Consider the following 17,703-nt stretch of genomic DNA (forward strand, 5'->3'; position numbering starts at 1 on the left):
CATTCCTCGAATCGTTGCCGCTTTTCCAATTCAAAACTACTTCTTTTCCGGTGGCGGGTTCGGCGGGTAAAACGATTGCGTACGAAACGCAAGCTTCCTGTCCGCGTCGCTGATGCGCGTCACGAAAAGGCCCACGAACGATCCGAACAGCGAATCACCTTTGCTCACCGAAGCCGTTCCATTCGGACGCGTCACCCACTTTTTGATCCTGTCGAGCGTCTCTTGACTGATCGGATTGACCTCCACGAGCGCGGCCACGAAAAACCGCGCACTGCTCGCCAATTCAGCACGCTCGACGAGGCGCAATTTCTTTGCTTCCGCACATTGCCGCAGCACGCCCTCCTGATTGACGGCAACCGAATTCGTTTGCCCACCAGGTTGGGTGATTTGTAGTCGATAAACTTCGTCCCACAAATCATATACGATCTTGCATGATTTCGCCGTAAGGGCGATGGGATCGCCGCCGTTGTCACGAAATAGCCACGCTCGCAGGACAATCACCGTCGGCAATCCACTCGCGAGCTTTTTCGATATTTCCGCGTCCACCACATCCCGAAATGCGACGCTCAAAAGGACGTGTTTCCCCTCGAGCGCTACTTCGGCATGACGACTCGGTAGCGCCGCCGGCGTCTTCGGAGGCTCCGCCCAAAGCGGCTTGGACCAAGCCAATAACAAAGCCAGCGTCACGACCGCCCGCCTCGCTTTCACTTGCGCTCTCCATTGCGCGACGCAATCAGTCCAATCAAATTGGAGAAGGCGAGCGTTATGCCGCCGAGCTTCGTATCGATACGTAATCCCAAATTTCCCGTCAAATCGATCGGAACCCGGCGAAACCCTTCGTAACCCGGCGGAGGATCCGTGAATTCACGCCGAGTCGCCACGGAATACACGCCGAGCGACCCGAACATATCCACACCGTACACGGATTCACGACCCACGTAGAGCGGAATTCGATATTCGGCTTCGAGCTTTGCGGCAAAATCGCCATAACGTACTTCAATGATGTCCGTATTCAAAAAATTGGGCGGCTGCCTTCTATCCGGTGCGAGATCGAGCAGGCGATCGGGCAAAAGATCCGTGAAATCGCCGACGTAAAACCTGCGAAAAAATGGTGCATCTCCCGCAATGACTCCAGCAAACGCTCCAAGGCGGAGCACGTGTTTTCGCGGCAATGGAAACCAGCGGCGAAAGCTCGCTTCGAAGCTTTGATAAGCATAATCGCTTCCGGGCAGCGTCAACGTGACGCCAGCTTGCGCAAACGTCCCTCGGGCCGTCAAAAAAGGTGCGTCGCGCGTGTCGTACGTGAGCGCTGCGCGAAGCTCCGAGAGCACGCTCCTGCCCGGCAGAATCGAAAACAATATGGGCTCGCGCGCATCTCCGCGCATGTGCGAGGCCGCGACGGGTACCGTCGCATTGACTTGCTCGAAATGGTATGCGAGCGAAAATGCCGAAGCGATTCCGAGGTCATGACCCGTGCCCACCGTGGCGCCAAAGCGACGATAAGCAACGACGGCATAATCCGTCACCTCGCGCTGCGGAATCTGCGGCGCCTCGAACGTGACATCCCGATTACCGAAAAAGTCGCGCCCATCGTTGTAAAAGAGCGTGGCCGCCGCCGACCAGCCCGTTCCCACGAAGGATGGATCCACGAAGCGCGTCTGCAATGCATATTGATCCGCAGCAATGGCAATACCCGCGCCGAGCGTGATTCCCGTACCCGCCAAATTCGTCTCGGCCACTTGTAGACCCAAAAACGCCGAAAGCGGTCGAGCATTGCCAGCGGTATCTTCATCCGCCGCGACGCCGGCAGAGAGATTCTCCACGATGAGCGTGTTGCGTTCGACGACTTCTATGACGAGCACCGCCGCGCCACGTCGCGAACCTTTGCGAAGGCCCATGTCGACGGTCGAGAAAAACCCCGTGCCCAAAAGCCGATATCGGGTCAGCTCCAATTCGGGATCGGCGACGTCGAGCAAATCCCCTGCGCGAAACTTGACGTAGCGCAAAATGACGCGACCCGCGGTGCGCACGTTTCCCCGCAGCTCGATGCCTTCGAGCACGTATCGAATATGCTGCCGATCTTGCGTGCCCGTCGCCGCGGTCGTGGAATCACGCGCCTCCGGCAACCGAGGTGCTTTCGCGTCCTCGCTGCGCGCGGGAGCCGTGATGGCCACGAGTGCCAAAAGCGGCGCGAAAAAGCGAGCGATCTCGACGCCGTCAAACACACACTTCATCGCCTGAACATGCCGGCAGCGCCCTCAGTTTGCCTTCGGAATGTATTGCGGAATGACGAAATATACGAGCTTGATGCCGTTTTTCCCGCCAAGCACTTGGCCTGCCGGCGTTTCGACGCGAATGAGCGCGCGCATCACGAGCAGTGACGGGGGTTTGACCGTGGTGTTTTCCGCATGCACGCGGAACGTGACGGGCGCGTTTCCACGCAACCCGAAGAACGTGGACTCCGAGCGACTCGAATAAGGAAGCGGCATGCCCGCGCTTTCCACCGTTGCAATCTTCGTAATCAGCGTGCTCGCATCGAAAGGACCCACGTCGACCACCGGGTTTTCGTACGCCGCGTCGGGCATTCCATCGCCCGTACAATCGACGTCGCCTGCACAAGAATAATTCGTGCGTGACGTCGTCACGTCCTGCAAACCTGCACCCGCCAAACGCCCGAGCAATCGAACGACTTCCTTCGATACATTGCCAGCTCCTACGTCGGCCGTTGGAACGAGCGGATTGATTTTCCCGCCAAACTGCGGATCGTACCACGTGCTGTCGGTCTTGATTGCAAGGTCGGTGAGATCGAGCCGTGCGGCATTGGGATTGTTTCCCGAAACTGGCACACCAACGACCTTGGCATGGATGCTCTTCAGCGCATTGACCGTATCGAGATACGATTTGACCGTGCCGCCGACTTTGGTCGGATCGTAGTTGTAATTCGAGTTCGACCCATTGTGGAATGCGGCGTCGGTGATCATCACGAAAATGGGCAATCCGCCCGGACGGAAACACGGAATGCCAATGCCTCCAGGGAGCGCGCACGAATAAGGCGTACCCGGATTCCAAATTCCCCCAATCGTCAGCGCAAACGTGTCGTTTTTCGCGGCAAGCCACAATGCTTGCGTCGTCGCCTCGGGAGCATCCCCGCCGCCTCCAGCCGTGAGCGCGCCGAGAATCGTCTTCGTTGCCGCGGGCGCCGAATATTTTTGACCGTCGAAGACCGGAGGCGCCATGTCGCCCTTGACGGTTTGCGCATTGATGTTGAATTGGTACCGATAAAGCTGATCCCCGTTCTCGCCATAAGGCAGCCACGGGACGTCCCGGAATTCACCGACGCCAATCCACGCATCATCGATTGCCGGAATCGGGGGATTCGCGGCGGGATCGCCATTCAAAATCGTCGGAATGATCTCCGTGTCGATCGATGCTTTGAGGTTGTCGATCGCCGGCTGCATCGACGCGGTCGTGTCGATCATGAAATAAATGTCCGCTTTCGCGATGCCCGTCGAAAACGTGAAATCCTTGGTTTGCTCGCCTTCCTGATACGGAAGCACGAAATAAAGTCCCGCATCCGCCGGCACCGACATCTCGCTCGTGGGATCCGAATTCGCTGCAACTTCGATGACGTCGATCACGCCGTCCTTGTCACAATCGATGGATACCCGACATCCCTTCGTGCCGTCGGGATCGTACGCTGATTCCTGTTTGTCCGGTACGCCATCGTTGTCGCTGTCGAGATCCCGTACGTCGGGATCACCATCGCCATCGGTGTCAGCGAGCGGATCACAGGAATCGTCGCGCGCTTGTCCCGGCGTATCCGGTGGCAAGAAAGGATTCGCCGCTTCGTCTTTGTCGAGTACGCCGTCACCATCGGCGTCGTCATCGAGCGCATCGGGGCTGCCGTCGCCGTTCGTGTCGTGATCGGGACCTTTCTCGAGCGAGTCCGCAATGAGGTCCTTGTCCTTGTCCGTAGGGTCGGCGCAGGCGTTGCCCGAATCGAAGAAGAGGATGCCGCCATCACCACCCATTCCGGAACTGGAACCGGACCCGGAAGCGCCGCCGGTGCCAGTCGTCGTCGGTCGATTGATCGTCGAATCGGGTGCGCACGCGGCGAGCACGACTGCGACAAACGATGCTCCGAGCCCAAAAGAACGAGTGCGGGAGAGCTTCATGGTGAACCTCTGCGCTCTGCCGAAAAAGCAAGCGTCGACTCGTGAGCGTATCACGATGAACCGGCCGTTTTCGCGGGTCGAATGGGCCTTCAGCGTGCTTTGTCGCGCTGGGCTTTCTCGACGATGCCGCTCGTTCCAGCGCGCGCAGCGAGCACCGCGAGGACATCGCGCACAGGCACGTTGCGCGACGCGAGGCCTACGAGCAGGTGGTAGACCACGTCTGCTGCTTCCGCTGCGACGCGATCGTAGGGCTCGTTTGCGATTGCTCGCGCAAGCTCGTCCGCCTCTTCACGAAGCTTGTCGCCAATCTTCGCAGCTCCACCATCGAGCAGCGATCGCGTGTAACTCTTCTGCGCAGTCGATGCTTTGCGCGACGCGATCTCGCGTTCGAGCAGCTCGAGAAACGCTGCGGCATCCGTGCCCGTATCTTCCGCAGTCCCGTCGGTTCGTACGCGCCGAAAGAAACACGATGGTTGCCCCGTGTGACAGGTGGGCCCTTTGGGATCGACGAGGAAAAGGAGCGCGTCGGCGTCACAGTCTGCGACGATCTCGTGGACATGCAGCGCGTTGCCGCTCGTCGCTCCCTTTTCCCAAAGCTCCTGACGTGATCGACTGAAGAACGTTGCGCGTCCTGTTTCGATGGTACGCGCGAGCGATTCCCGGCTGACGTACGCGACCATGCGCACTTGGCCGGTGAGGCGATCTTGCACGACGGCGGGGACGAGCTCCGATGCTGCCCAGCCGATTTGCACGATCAACTCTCCTCGGCCTCGGGTGGATTGCTCGTGCGCTCTTCGGTGCTCTTTTTCTTCTTGGGCGCGGCTTCGGCGGTTTCACCCGTTTGAGCACCAACGTCTTTCGACTCGGCAGGCTTGCGTGTCTTCTTCTTTTTCTTGCGCGGGGCCGCTTCGCTGTCGTCGGCCGCTTTCTTTTTGGGCTTCGCCTCGCTGGCGTCGTCATCGTCTTCGTCCGCGACCTTGCTGACGACTGCCGCTTCTGCAACTGCTGCTTCACCAGCTAGCAGCGATGGCGGCAAGACGATGGCCATTGCTGCCGCGGGATGAGCGAGGGCGGCTTGGTAATAAACGGAGAATGCCATGCACGCGGCGACGCCCGTCGAGAGAGCGACGGCTTGCGACGTCGAGAGCTGCACCGTGACCGATGTGCCGAACGACTCTGGTTTGAGTGCAAAGAAAACGACGATCGCGGGGATGAACCCGAGGACGCGTGTGACGCTGCGGATCGTCGGGTTTTCGATCATCTTCGACGGGCCGATGATGTAGCCGATCGCGAAGAGGATGAAGGACAGAGGCATCAGGACGTGCTCGGGAAGCGAAGGCGGAATCCACCCTCGTTCGTCGTCTGCACGCAGCATTTCGAGGCTGAAGCGGCAGATGCCGTAGGCGAACGTGAAGATCAAAAAGATTTGACCTCGAAACTTTTGGTAGCGACGCGAGATGAGCAGCAGCGCAAGCAAACTTGCGCCTACGAGTGACTCGTAGAGTTGTGTGGGATGCACGGGCAACGATGCCGTCGCGTCGTCGGAGATGAGGTGCTTCTTCAGGTGCTGCAGCCACGCGGGAGAACCCGAGGGGCCGCCACCGGAAGCGTCGATGAGGCCCGTGTCCCAACGGGGAAACGTGCCGAGTTTTTGCAGGAACGCGGGAGCGTCTTTCGGCAATTGATGCCCGAAGTCGCAACCGAATAGGTAACAACCGATGCGCGTGATCATCAGGCCCGATGCGAGGCTCGGGACGGCCACGTCGGCCCAGGGCAAAAGCGGGAGGTTGTATCGTCGCAGGTAAAAGAGCGATCCGAGGAACCCACCGATGAACCCGCCATACGCGACGAGTCCGCCCTTGCGCACGTCCATCATGGCCGGAAGCGAGTCGAATTCGTCGAGGTTCGTCAGGATGTACAAAATGCGGCTACCGGCGACGGCAGCGACGGCGGTGACGACATAGTTGTTTGCCATCACTTCCTTGGGCAAACCATCTCGTTCCGCGAGCCCCAGCGTCAGATACCATCCGACGACGAGCGACAAACCGAGCATCACGCCGTAGCTGTAGATGGGCAGTGGGCCTATCGCGAACGTCTTGCCTTGCATCTTGAAGGCATAAGCGGCGAGAGCGAGGGCGGCGACGCCGGCAATGATCGCGCCCCCCTTGCTTTGCGCGCGGAATTGAAAAAAGGCGACGACGAGTGCAATGGCCGCAGCGACGAGCAGAAGCCACATGAGGGGGACGTCTGCGTGCGGAATCGGAATGCGAAACAGGATGGGATGCACGGGCTCTCCTTACGCTCGCCGCAAGTGCCGGGCAAGCGCGCTGTCTCAATTGCGGCGGTTGCCCGCTACCGGGGACGACTCGATAGCCGGATCTTTGGTTCAGCGCCCAGCACTGCTACGATGCGCCCGTGCCTGCACGAGCCATCGTTCCAAGTGCATTTTTCCTCGTGATGCTCGTGTCTTGCGTGCCCGAAGGGCCACCTACGGGAGACCCGTTGGGCTCGACGGTTCGTCCGCCCGCGACGCTTCCTGCTCGCAAAGCCGCGGATTCGGCGCACGTCGCGCCAACAGGCCCGATGATTACGGCGCCCTACGAAGACTCGTTCGATCGCGCAGAGCTCGGTGACGACTGGAACGCACTCGCTCCGAAATGGCGCATCGACAATGGACGTCTCTGCGGACAAGGCGCGAGAAACAAGGGAATTTGGTTAAAGCGTAGAATTCCCACGAATGCGCGTATCGAGTTCGACGCGATTGCCGAAAGCGCCGTGGGGGACATCAAGGTCGAGGCGTGGGGCGACGGTCGGAGCGGCGCGACGAGTACGTCCTACACGAACGCGACGAGTTACATCGCCATTTTCGGCGGCTGGAAGAACTCCAAACACGTTCTCGCCCGAATCGACGAACACGGAAACGACAGGCTCGAGATCGACATCGATCCCCAGAGCGATGACGAACGCGAAAGAGCCGTATCTTCGGGGCAGAGTTACCGTTTTCGTATCGAACGTGCGGACGGCCGCACGGTCAGTTGGTCGATCAACGGCACGGTCTACTTCAACTTCGCTGACGACGATCCGCTTACCGGGCCGGGTCACGAGCATTTCGGGTTCAACGATTGGGAAGCCCCGGTCTGCTTCGACAACCTCCGGATTACGCCGCTTTGAACGCATGGATTTCAGCGAGGTTGACCACGCCCTGGAAGAGCTCGAAAGCCGCATCGAACGGCTGAAGGCGCTTTACGAGCAGTACTTCATGGGCATCGAGAAGCTCGAGCCGCTCGTGCCGCGCAAGGACGTCGATCGGCGCATCATGATTTTGCGGCGCGAGCAAGTTCGCAACACGGCGCAGCGTTTCAAATTCCAAACCCTCGTACAGCGTTACAATTCGTTCCAGCAGTACTGGGCGCGCGTGGCTCGCGAGATCGACAACGGGACGTATCATCGAGACGTCGCGCGTGCTGCAGCTCGTTTTGGGGCCAAAGAAACGCTCACGATTTTCGGCAGGAAACAAGCTGAAAAGTATCAGCGTCTCGTTGCAAATCAGGAAGCACGGCGAGCTCGCAGGACGACGACGCACACGATCGACGAAGAGATGCTCGCGGATGACGAGCTGTTGTTCGTCGACGACGAGCAAGAGGCCGAAGACATTGCCGACGCGGATGATGAATCGCGTCCGACGCCGGTGATTGCGAAGCCGACGCAAGGGTCCGCGCCGCCTCTTGCCATTCCGCCGCTTCCGCCACCACCGAGGGCGTCGAGTCCTGGAATGCCGTCGGTGCCTCCGCCGCTTCCACCCGTCGTGCGTGGGTCTGGGCAGATGCCGGCTCCGATCGTGAATGTAAAGGAGGACGTCCCCGAGGAGCTCGACCTCGCAGACGACGACATTCTCGAGTACATCCCGGACAAACCAGGCGGAGCGCGAAGGAAGATTCGGCCGGACACGATGTTTCCGATCATGATGCGGCGTCCGTCGGAGACGCTGCCGAAGGCGGAACCTTCGTCGCAAGAGCCTGCGCCGGCACATCGATCGCAGACGATGCCGCTCGATCCCGAAGCGAAAAAGCGGCGCGTGGCTGCGCTCGCGGCTCAGGTGAAGCATCGAGGCAGCCAGACGACGATGCCGCAAGCGGGGTCGACTCGTCCGCTCGATCTGGAGTTGGATCTTGGTGGGGGAGCGCGAGCGCGAGAGGAGCAAGGGGCGAAGGCGGAGCGAGCGCTGGATCTGGATTTCGACCGAGGCTCACAGCCGAAAGAGAAGCCTCCTGCGAAAGCAGAACGGCCGCTGGATCTGGCGTTGGATCAAGGCTCGCGCGTGCGTGAAGAGCAGGCCGCAAAGGTTGAACGGCCAGCGCCGCAGGTAGCTCCCGTGCGAGCCGAAGCGGAAGGTTTGGCTGGACGCACGGAGCCGCGTGAAGAGCGCATCGAAGCGCTTCGAGCAGCGGTCGCGGCAGAAGCTAGAGAGCAGGCTGCAGCGCAAGCAGGACGTGATCCCGAGGCTACTGAAGAACGGCGAGCGGCGGGGGCACGAGCAGCGGCTGCTGCGCGAGAGCGTGCTGCGAGTGCGCGTGATGCGACTGGAGAAGCGGCTGGTTTGTCGGATAAGCGCATCCGGCAGATTTATGGTGAGTACGTCGATGCGAAGCGTTCGGTGAAAGAGTCGACCGCGGGCGTTACGTTCGACACGCTTGCCAAGCAGCTTCGGCAACAAGCCGAGAAGCTCGAAGCGTCGCATCCTGGTCGAAAAGTCGACTACAGCGTGGTGATGAAGAACGGCCGTCCGACGCTGAAGCCCGTCTTGCGTTGACGAACGGGTCGAGCGATCGCTTTGCGTGCAAACGATCCGTCAGTGATGCATGGATCCGCTGCGTGAAGCTCGTTCGGCGCGAATGGCGCGACGGGTCATGCGCGGCGGTGAAGGGGTGTTTTGGCAGAAGAGAATGGCGCAAGCCGTTCTGTCTGCTTCGCGCATGCGAGTGCACAACTCTCCAAGGTCCTCATCGCTGTCGACGACGTCTGCCTCGTGCGGCTGCGTCGAGCTCGGTTCGTAGAGGATGTTGTCGAGTGCCACCCAGCGTCCGCGGTATTCCTCGGAACGACACATTTCGGGCCACGTCATACGAGCGGCCACGCGGCGTTTACTGCCCATTGCCTGTGAACGACCTTCTGCTCTGCTGCATCGACCAAGGGCGTTCGGGGCGAAGGGCGCCAAATGCGACCAGCAGTCCCGAATGACGAACTCGACTTCGTTGTGGTGGGTCGAGCTCAGCGGGCAACGTTCTTTCGTCGCCACGCGAACCTTGGCAATCAGAGCTGTTTCTGTGGCGTTTCATCGCCAATCGAGAATCCATCTAGCACCAGCGGGAGACGCGCGTCAAGCGCGCGCCATCGCTGTTGCATGTCAACTTCATGACGGGTTGCGATCGATCGCGTGGAAGCACGCGCGACTACTTGCACTCTTTCGGAAGTGCGTTCTTGCCGCTCGATGCGCCGATCGCGGCAGCTTGATTCGCGATACCTTTTGCTGCGCACTTTTTCCTTTGCACTTCGCGTGCAGCAGACGCGTCGATGGCGGCGAGCGCGCTGCTGCGCTTGGGCCCGGCGCACGAGCGGTATTGCGAGATCGCGAGCGATGTGTTGGTGCCGCGCGCAAGCGAGATGGCGGCGTCGCAAGCGGCGTCGGCTTTGGGATCCACCGATGGAGTTGGCTTCGATGTGGTGGTCGTCGTCGACGCCGTGGAGCCAGAGCCTGCGGTGGAGGTGCCTGCAGCAGTCCCGATCGTACCTGTGGAGGACGACGCAGGCTCGGCCGTTGCGCTGCTCGATGGTGTGGTTGGTGGATCCGATGCGACGACGACAGCCGTAGGCGTCGTAGCTGACGGCAAGGTGAGCACTTCACCGTCGCTGCCCGAGCTCTTGCTGCCGCTGAACGCGAAGATGACGCCGACGATGCCAAGCAGCGTGAGCACCGCGATGCCGGCGATGATGGGCATCATGTTGTTCGACTGTTTGCCCGCGGCTTGAGGTGGTGGAGGCGGAGCGGGATAGGCGGGGCCTCCCATGTGTCCGTGCATCGGCTGCTGATGCGTGTGCATCGGCATCGCTGGCATCGGCTGTGGCGTCATGCTCATCGCTGCGCTTTGCCCCGTGTCGACGACCGTGCGACCTGCGGGCGCATGCATGGGCTGCGGCTGCTGCTGCACGAAGAGCGGTTCGCCGATCTGGGTGCCGCCCGGACGCGCCGGCATCGGACCACTTGGCATGCCCTGCATTTGGCCACTTGGCATCGCGTGCATTTGGCCGCTTGGCATCGCGTGCATCTGACCGCTCGGCATGCCGGCCATGGCCATGCCTGCACCTGCGTGAGCGGCTTGTTGTCCGGTTATGGGTGCACCTGCGCGAGCACCACCCAGCGACAGTTCCTCGAAAAACTGCTTCACGGACGCTTGGCGTTTGTTTCGATCTTTCTCGAGACCACGCAGGATCGCGGCTCGCATCTTCGGCGGCACGTTCGCTCCGACCGGCGTTACTTCGAACGGAAACGGTTGTGCCGTCAGATGCTGCGTTGCCCATGCCCACGGCGTATCGGCCTCGAAAGGAAGCCGTCCGGTGAGCATTTCGTACGTCACGACGGCGAGCGAGTAGATGTCGCTGCGGGCATCGAGCTCTTGTCCACGAAACTGCTCCGGACTCATGTAGGGCGGTGTTCCGAGCACCGTGCCTTGCTGCGTGAGTTTTTGCTCTTTGGAGTCTGGTCGTTCGGCGCGTTTGGCGATGCCGAAGTCGAGCACTTTGACGTAGTCGTCTTCGCCGGCACGCTTGGTGAGGAAGATGTTTGCCGGTTTGAGATCGCGATGAACGATGCCTTTGTCGTGTGCTTCTTGGAGCGATCCGGCGGCTTGTCCGATGATGCGTTCGACGCGTTCGGGTTGCATCGCGCCGCCCTTCTCGAGGGCTTCTTCGAGCGACGTACCAACGAGCAGCTCCATCGCGATGTAGAGCTCGCCGGTGTTGGTTTGTCCGAAGTCGTAGACCTTGATCGTGTTGGGGTGTTCGAGTTCGGCGACGGTGCCGCATTCGCGGTTGAAGCGAGCGAGAACTTGAGGGTCTTTGGCGTATTGCGCGAGCAGCGTTTTCACCGCGGCTTTGCGCACGGTGGTGCCCATCTGTTGCTCGGCGGTGTACACGCGCCCCATGCCGCCCTCGCCGAGGATGTCGGTGATGCGATAACGACCGCCGACGATCGAGCCGATCAAGGGATCTTCATCGGACGTGGGTGTTGGGAGCGGCGCGCCGCATTTGGCGCAAAAGCGAGCTCCATCGATGTTCGAGTGGTGACAGGCGGGACACTCCATGATGCGTAAGACCCTCTACCCCAAGTCTTTGCGCGCCGCTCACATTCTTGCTTCGTTGCGGCGAGCTTTGCGTGTCGCGAGTGCTATTGGACGCGCAGGATCGCAAGTCGCAAGCATTCTGTGCAAGAAGTTGACGCCCGTTGTGTGAACGTGTTCGGGACGATGGTGCAGGGAGCGTGGACGGTTTGTGGTAGGGATGATGCTGAGGCAGAGATCGCGAGGATTCGTTGGGGACGGGTCGGAAGAACGGACGAACAACAAATCGTGCAACGACTCTTGACATGCCCATTGCAAGGGGCTAAGAGCCTGCTCCCCTTCGCCGGGACTGGTCTGTCTTCGAGGAGGACTCGCTGGCGTAGCTCAATCGGTAGAGCACCTGCCTTGTAAGCAGGGGGTTAGGGGTTCAAGTCCCCTCGTCAGCTCCGTGGGGTTCAGACGGGGGGCGAACCCGGTGGCAGATCATGAAGAGAACGTAAAGGCCGATTGAGGAACGGGAGAGACGAGAGCCAAGGAGACGCGTACTGAGACAAACCGTGAGTAGACACGGGATCGTTTGCATTGACATATGGAGGGTTGCCCGAGCGGCCAAAGGGAGCAGACTGTAAATCTGCCGGCGATGCCTACGTTGGTTCGAATCCAACACCCTCCACCGAAACGCCGAAAGGTGTTTCGACCAGCAGGGCCGGCTCGATCGTTTGAGGACGAAGCAAAGGGGAAACTCGATGCTTTCAGATTCGCGGGCGTAGCTCAGTTGGTAGAGCGTCAGCCTTCCAAGCTGAACGTCGCCGGTTCGAACCCGGTCGCCCGCTCCACCGGCCCATTGCCCACCTAGCTCAGTTGGTAGAGCACGTCCTTGGTAAGGACGAGGTCGTCGGTTCAAGCCCGATGGTGGGCTCCACGAAGGGAAGAATTGCTCGCGCGACCGAATTGGTCGGCAATCGTCAGGAGACAGCTCGATGGCCAAAGAGAAATTCAATCGAACCAAGCCCCACGTGAACGTCGGCACGATCGGTCACATCGATCATGGCAAGACCACGCTCACTGCAGCCATCGTCAAGGTCCAGTCCGAGGACAAGCTCGCCAAGGTGATCTCGTACGCCGACATCGCCAAGGGCGGTACGGTTCGCGACGAGACCAAGACGGTGACGATTGCTGCGGCGCACGTCGAATACGAGTCGCCGAAGCGACACTATGCGCACGTCGACTGCCCCGGACACGCCGACTACATCAAGAACATGATCACGGGTGCGGCGCAGATGGACGGCGCGATTCTCGTCGTCAGCGCGCTCGACAGCGTCATGCCGCAGACCCGCGAACACGTGCTCCTCGCGCGTCAGGTCGGTCTGAACCACCTCGTCGTGTTCCTCAACAAGTGCGACGCGGTCGACGACCCCGAGATGCTCGACCTCGTCGAGATGGAAGTCCGCGAGCTCCTCAACAAGTACAAGTTCGATGGCGACAACGCGCCCGTCGTTCGTGGTGCGTCGCTTCCGGCGCTTCAGGGCGATGCGAAGTGGAAGCTATCGATCAAGGAGCTCCTCAATGCGCTCGACAGCTACATTCCCGAGCCCGAGCGTGCCGTGGACAAACCCTTCCTCATGGCGGTCGAAGACGTCTTTTCGATCAAGGGCCGTGGTACGGTCGCGACGGGTCGTATCGAGCGCGGCGTGATCAAGGTTGGCGAAGAGATCGAGATTCTCGGCTTCAAGGACACGAGGAAGTCCGTCGTCACGGGCGTCGAGATGTTCCGCAAGCTGCTCGATCAAGGCCAAGCTGGCGACAACGTCGGGTGCCTCTTGCGTGGTGTCGAGAAGGACGAGATCGAGCGCGGTCAGGTGCTCGCCAAGCCCGGTTCGATCAAGCCGCACACGAAGTTCCTCGGCGAGGTGTACGTCTTGAAGAAGGAAGAGGGCGGTCGTCACACGCCGTTCTTCACGAATTATCGTCCCCAGTTCTACATCCGCACGACGGACGTGACGGGTACGGTGATGCTGCCCGAAGGCGTGAAGATGGTCATGCCGGGCGACAACATCACGATGAACATCGAGCTCATCGCCCCCGTAGCTCTCGAGGAGCAGATGCGGTTTGCCATCCGCGAGGGTGGGAAGACCGTTGGCGCTGGGGTCGTTACGAAGATTCTCGAGTAGCGGGTGACGAGGTGCAGGCCAGCGGTGGGCGCAAAACGCGAGAGACGGTTTCGTTGGCCTGCACCGAGTGCAAGATGAGGAATTACAAGACGACGAAGGCTCCCGGTAGCCACATAGAGATCAAGAAATTTTGCCCGACGTGCAAGAAGCACACTATGCATCGGGAGACGAAGTAGAGGTTCCGCTCGGCTCGCAAAGTGCCAAGCGGACTGAAGGGGTATAGCTCAGTTGGTAGAGCAGCGGATTCCAAATCCGCAGGTCGGGAGTTCGAGCCTCTCTGCCCCTGCTGGGGCCCTTTTTCAGTAGCGGTACGGCAGCGAGATAGGGCGCCTGCTCAAAGATTCGGGTTGGTTGTCGATGCTTTGGTGAGCATCGATGGTGTGGTCGAGACAAAGGCGATGGCAACACGAAAAGAAAAAGATGCGGCGAAGAAAGGCAGCGAAGAGGCTGCTGACGACGCTGCTCGGGACGAGGGCTCGGAAGCCTCGCTCGTGGTGCGTGAGTCGTCTGATCTCGAAGCAGCCGCAGGCGATTCGGAAGAAGCGGAAGAAGAAGAGTCGCAAGACGGCGAGCAAGACGAAGCGGCTGCGGATGACTCGGAAGACGCCGTTGCGCGGCCGCTCGGCGCCGACCGTTATGTGATGGCTGGGTTTTTCGCGGCAGCCATTCTTGGTGGGTACATTCTTGGCAAGGTGGTTCAGACCCTCTGGTCGGATCTTGCTAGCCGCGATTGGTTCAACCAATCCTTGCCCTCGCTTGCGGCAGTGCCCGAAGAGAGCCGGACGACCTTCGCGATGGTCTTTGGTGGCATCGTTGCTCTCGTGGTGGTGCTTCGAACGTATCGTCGTCCTGATGTGCGAACGTGGACCGACGAAGTGGCTTCGGAGCTCATGAAGGTCAAATGGCCGACGAAGAAGGACGTCACGAACTCGACGTTGGTCGTCATTGCAGCAAGTTCCTTTGCAACGTTGTACCTAGCGTTGCTCGACAGGTTGTGGTCGTTCGTGACCAGCATCGTCTACGGGACCGGGAGCTAGTCCGTTCGGGAGCCACGAATCATGGCGAAGAAGTGGTACGTCATTCACACCTACTCGGGATTCGAGGCGAAGGTGCGCGATGCGCTCCAGCAGCGGGCCAAGCAGCATGGGCTCGACGACAAGATTGGGGAGATCCTGATCCCGAGCGAAACGGTTACGGAGAACCGGCCTGGCGGTAAGACGCGAGTTCGTCAGAAGTTGAGCCTGCCGGGGTACATTTTCGTCGAGATGGACATGAGTGAGGTCGTGTGGCATCTCGTCAAGGACACGCCGAAGGTAACTGGTTTCATTGGCAACCAGACGCCGCAGGAGGTGCCGGCGCCGCAGATTGAGAGTTTGCGGCGAGGCATCGTCGAGGGGGCGGTCAAACCCAAGCCGAAGCTGACTTTCGAGGTAGGCGAAGAAGTTCGCGTGCTCGATGGGGCTTTCGCCAACTTCACGGGCACGGTGGATGACGTGAAGATGGATAAGCAGAAGCTGAAGGTGAAGGTGTCTATTTTCGGGCGCCCCACGAGTGTGGAGCTTGATTTTTCAGCCGTGGAGAAGCGTTGAGCGACGCTGCCGCGCGGTAGAGAACGGTTCATTTCCAGAACAGACGGGTAATTAGCAATGGCGAAGAAGGTCACCGGGTACGTCAAGCTCCAGCTTCCTGCGGGGAAGGCCAATCCTTCGCCGCCAGTTGGTCCTGCGCTTGGGCAGCATGGTGTGAACATCATGGCGTTCTGCAAGGACTTCAACTCGCGGACGTCGTCGCAGGAAGGGATGATCATTCCGGTCGTGATCACGGTGTATTCCGACCGGTCTTTTACCTTCGTTTTGAAGACGCCTCCGGCGTCGGTTCTTTTGAAGAAGGCTGCTGGGCTTCCGACGCAGAAGAAGCCTGGAGCGGGTTCCAAGGAGCCCAACAAGGTGAAAGTGGGTCAGGTTACCCAGAAGCAGCTTCAGGAGCTTGCACAACTCAAGATGCAAGACATGAACACGACAAACCTCGAATCCGCAATGCGGAGCATGGCGGGCACGGCTCGTTCGATGGGTATTACGATCGTCGATTGAGGGCGCAGGTCGCGCTCGTTGCGGGCTGTCGTACTCGCATTCGGCGCTTGTGCTGCGTAGTCGTGGAGCGGTAGAAGAGCACCCTCTCGTGATGAGAGGAACAGCACCACGGTTGAACGGCGCACCGTGGGAGGCGTAAGCCGATAGGGAATAGGAGGGCAGATGCCGAAAGTCGCCAAGAAACGCGCTGCGGTCCAAAGCTTGGTCGATCGTACGCGCAAGTACTCGCTTCATGAAGCGTGTACGCTTGTTAAGAAGGCTGCTACGGCGAAGTTCGACGAAACGGTCGACATCGCAGTGCGGCTCGGCGTGAACCCGCGTCATGCCGATCAGATGGTTCGTGGAGCTGTGGTTTTGCCGCACGGGACTGGCCAAAGCGTTCGGGTCCTCGTCTTCGCCAAGGGCGAAAAGGCGAAGGATGCGGAGGCAGCAGGCGCAGACTTCGTTGGCGAAGCCGATCTGGTGGCCAAGATCCAGGAAGGCTTCATGGACTTCGACCGGGTCATCGCGACACCGGACATGATGGGTTTGGTCGGTAAACTCGGCCGTATCCTTGGTCCGCGCGGACTCATGCCGAACCCGAAGGTCGGAACGGTGACTGTCGATGTGAAGACGGCCGTTTCCGAAGCGAAGGCAGGCAAGGTCGAGTATCGGGTCGAGAAAGCGGGCATCGTGCACGCTCGGATCGGCAAAGTCTCGTTCAAGGAGGAGGCGCTCGCAAAGAACGCTGAAGCCTTGATCCAGGCTCTGGTCCGCGCGAAGCCATCGACGGCCAAAGGGGTGTATCTGCGGAGCATCACCATGTCGTCCACGATGGGGCCCGGTGTGCGGATTGATCCGGTGCATCTCAGCGGTGCGGCGGAGGAGGGCTGAGCATGGAGCGCGCGGATAAAGAAGTTGAGATCGGCGAGGTCAAGCAACGCTTCGAGCGTATGACTTCGGCCGTTTTCCTCGACTTCAAGGGTCTCAACGTCGCGGTTGTTACCAAACTGCGCGACGAATTCCGGAAGGCGGGCGTCGAGTATCGAGTCGTGAAAAACACGCTCGTTCGTCACGCGATCAAGCATCACAAGTGGGCGGACAAGCTTGACGACACGCTGACTGGAATGACGGGGATCGCTTGGAGCTACGAGGATCCGAGCGCGGCCGCCAAGGTCGTGAAGGCCTTTCGCAAGGAGAAAGAACACGAAAAGCTGAAGATCAAGGCAGGTCTCATCGAGGGGCAGGTTCTCAATGCCGATGGCGTGGAGAATCAGCTTGCGACGATGCCTGGCAAGAACGAGCTTCGAGCGTCGCTTTTGGCAACGATGGCGGCGCCGATGCAGCAGTTCCTGCAGCAATTGAACGCTCCTCTTCAGAATTTCGTGTACCTGCTGAAGGCGAAGGAGGACGCGGCCGACAAGGCGGGCTGATTCAGCCTGCGTTTTTGCCGTCCGAACGTGAGAAAGGGCATTGCGCCCTCGAGGTTTTGTTCTAGAGACGCGGCCCAGGGTGAGAGCACCAGAAGGGGCGCGCAGAGGGTCGAAGGAGTCTTGTCATGGCTGAGATCACGCGGGAGCAGATCGTCGATCACCTTTCCAACTTGACGGTCATTCAGATCGCCGAGCTGATCAAGGATCTGGAGAACAAGTGGGGCGTCAAGGCTGCACCGGCGGCCGTTGCCGTTGCTGCAGGACCGGCGGCTGCTGCCGAAGCGCCGAAGGTTGAAGAGAAGACCGAGTTCGATGTCGTGTTGGCAACCGCCGGCGCGAACAAGATCCAGGTCATCAAGGCCATTCGTGAGATCACGGGCCTTGGTTTGAAGGAAGCGAAGGACCTCGTCGAGGCCGCACCGAAGAACGTCAAGGAAGGCGTTTCGAAGGCCGATGCCGAGGAAATGAAGAAGAAGCTGACCGAGGCAGGTGCGACGGTCGAGCTCAAGTAAGGATCTCGG

Annotated in this window: 17 protein-coding genes and 5 tRNA genes; 15 read left to right on the forward strand and 7 right to left on the reverse strand. The window is 60.1% G+C overall.

All coding sequences use genetic code 11. The features are described from left to right. Positions 1-36: 36 nt before the first annotated feature. The 5 genes from IPM54_32445 to IPM54_32465 all read right to left on the reverse strand — a co-directional run bounded on the left by IPM54_32445 (position 37) and on the right by IPM54_32465 (position 6,462). The gene (locus IPM54_32445; protein ID MBK9264487.1) at positions 37-708 is read right to left on the reverse strand and encodes a hypothetical protein; all 672 of its coding nucleotides are present in this window, start codon (positions 706-708) and stop codon (positions 37-39) included. Then, positions 705-2,234 (reverse strand): BamA/TamA family outer membrane protein, encoded by a 1,530-nt coding sequence (locus tag IPM54_32450; protein MBK9264488.1) that lies wholly within the window; start codon positions 2,232-2,234, stop codon positions 705-707. Before IPM54_32450 ends, IPM54_32445 begins: the two co-directional genes overlap by 4 nt. A gap of 24 nt (positions 2,235-2,258) precedes the next feature. Beyond that, positions 2,259-4,175, reverse strand: a complete 1,917-nt coding sequence (locus IPM54_32455) for a hypothetical protein (protein ID MBK9264489.1) — start codon at positions 4,173-4,175, stop codon at positions 2,259-2,261. Between the two features lie 89 nt (positions 4,176-4,264). Next, positions 4,265-4,927: a bifunctional phosphoribosyl-AMP cyclohydrolase/phosphoribosyl-ATP diphosphatase HisIE gene (locus IPM54_32460; GenBank protein MBK9264490.1), complete on the reverse strand. Its 663-nt coding sequence runs from the start codon at positions 4,925-4,927 to the stop codon at positions 4,265-4,267. Positions 4,928-4,929: 2 nt separating this feature from the next. Continuing rightward, on the reverse strand, positions 4,930-6,462 hold the full coding sequence (locus IPM54_32465; protein MBK9264491.1) for a prolipoprotein diacylglyceryl transferase: 1,533 nt from the start codon (positions 6,460-6,462) through the stop codon (positions 4,930-4,932). A 170-nt stretch (positions 6,463-6,632) separates the two neighbouring features. Between IPM54_32465 and IPM54_32470 the strand changes: the two genes are divergently transcribed. Beyond that, positions 6,633-7,346: a hypothetical protein gene (locus IPM54_32470; GenBank protein MBK9264492.1), complete on the forward strand. Its 714-nt coding sequence runs from the start codon at positions 6,633-6,635 to the stop codon at positions 7,344-7,346. 4 nt (positions 7,347-7,350) lie between these two features. Next, entirely contained in the window at positions 7,351-8,985 is a 1,635-nt protein-coding gene (locus IPM54_32475; GenBank protein ID MBK9264493.1) for a hypothetical protein, read from the forward strand. Positions 8,986-9,024: 39 nt separating this feature from the next. On the opposite strand, the gene IPM54_32480 is transcribed toward IPM54_32475, so the two are convergent. Both IPM54_32480 and IPM54_32485 read right to left on the reverse strand, forming a co-directional pair. After that, on the reverse strand, positions 9,025-9,282 hold the full coding sequence (locus IPM54_32480; GenBank protein ID MBK9264494.1) for a hypothetical protein: 258 nt from the start codon (positions 9,280-9,282) through the stop codon (positions 9,025-9,027). 343 nt (positions 9,283-9,625) lie between these two features. Beyond that, complete coding sequence (locus IPM54_32485; protein MBK9264495.1) at positions 9,626-11,533, reverse strand: protein kinase; 1,908 nt, start codon at positions 11,531-11,533, stop codon at positions 9,626-9,628. A gap of 349 nt (positions 11,534-11,882) precedes the next feature. Here IPM54_32485 and IPM54_32490 point away from each other — a divergent pair. The 13 genes from IPM54_32490 to rplL all read left to right on the forward strand — a co-directional run bounded on the left by IPM54_32490 (position 11,883) and on the right by rplL (position 17,694). After that, positions 11,883-11,955 (forward strand) — tRNA-Thr (locus IPM54_32490). A 145-nt stretch (positions 11,956-12,100) separates the two neighbouring features. Beyond that, a tRNA-Tyr gene (locus IPM54_32495) sits at positions 12,101-12,182 on the forward strand. Between the two features lie 87 nt (positions 12,183-12,269). After that, positions 12,270-12,345, forward strand: a tRNA-Gly gene (locus tag IPM54_32500). A gap of 10 nt (positions 12,346-12,355) precedes the next feature. After that, a tRNA-Thr gene (locus tag IPM54_32505) sits at positions 12,356-12,431 on the forward strand. A 58-nt stretch (positions 12,432-12,489) separates the two neighbouring features. Then, entirely contained in the window at positions 12,490-13,680 is a 1,191-nt protein-coding gene (gene tuf, locus IPM54_32510; GenBank protein MBK9264496.1) for an elongation factor Tu, read from the forward strand. A 74-nt stretch (positions 13,681-13,754) separates the two neighbouring features. After that, on the forward strand, positions 13,755-13,856 hold the full coding sequence (rpmG, locus tag IPM54_32515; protein MBK9264497.1) for a 50S ribosomal protein L33: 102 nt from the start codon (positions 13,755-13,757) through the stop codon (positions 13,854-13,856). A gap of 37 nt (positions 13,857-13,893) precedes the next feature. Next, positions 13,894-13,966 (forward strand) — tRNA-Trp (locus IPM54_32520). 352 nt (positions 13,967-14,318) lie between these two features. Beyond that, positions 14,319-14,717 carry a preprotein translocase subunit SecE gene (secE, locus tag IPM54_32525; GenBank protein ID MBK9264498.1) on the forward strand — a complete coding sequence of 133 codons (399 nt, stop codon included), beginning with the start codon at positions 14,319-14,321 and terminating at the stop codon, positions 14,715-14,717. Between the two features lie 21 nt (positions 14,718-14,738). After that, positions 14,739-15,269, forward strand: a complete 531-nt coding sequence (gene nusG, locus IPM54_32530) for a transcription termination/antitermination protein NusG (protein ID MBK9264499.1) — start codon at positions 14,739-14,741, stop codon at positions 15,267-15,269. Positions 15,270-15,326: 57 nt separating this feature from the next. Then, entirely contained in the window at positions 15,327-15,770 is a 444-nt protein-coding gene (rplK, locus tag IPM54_32535) for a 50S ribosomal protein L11 (protein ID MBK9264500.1), read from the forward strand. A 162-nt stretch (positions 15,771-15,932) separates the two neighbouring features. Further along, positions 15,933-16,643 carry a 50S ribosomal protein L1 gene (gene rplA / locus IPM54_32540; protein ID MBK9264501.1) on the forward strand — a complete coding sequence of 237 codons (711 nt, stop codon included), beginning with the start codon at positions 15,933-15,935 and terminating at the stop codon, positions 16,641-16,643. Positions 16,644-16,645: 2 nt separating this feature from the next. Continuing rightward, positions 16,646-17,182, forward strand: a complete 537-nt coding sequence (locus IPM54_32545) for a 50S ribosomal protein L10 (GenBank protein MBK9264502.1) — start codon at positions 16,646-16,648, stop codon at positions 17,180-17,182. Between the two features lie 125 nt (positions 17,183-17,307). Then, positions 17,308-17,694: a 50S ribosomal protein L7/L12 gene (gene rplL / locus IPM54_32550; GenBank protein MBK9264503.1), complete on the forward strand. Its 387-nt coding sequence runs from the start codon at positions 17,308-17,310 to the stop codon at positions 17,692-17,694. Positions 17,695-17,703: the final 9 nt, after the last annotated feature.

The organism is Polyangiaceae bacterium (genome assembly GCA_016715885.1).
Classification (GTDB): Bacteria; Myxococcota_A; Polyangia; order Polyangiales; family Polyangiaceae; genus Polyangium.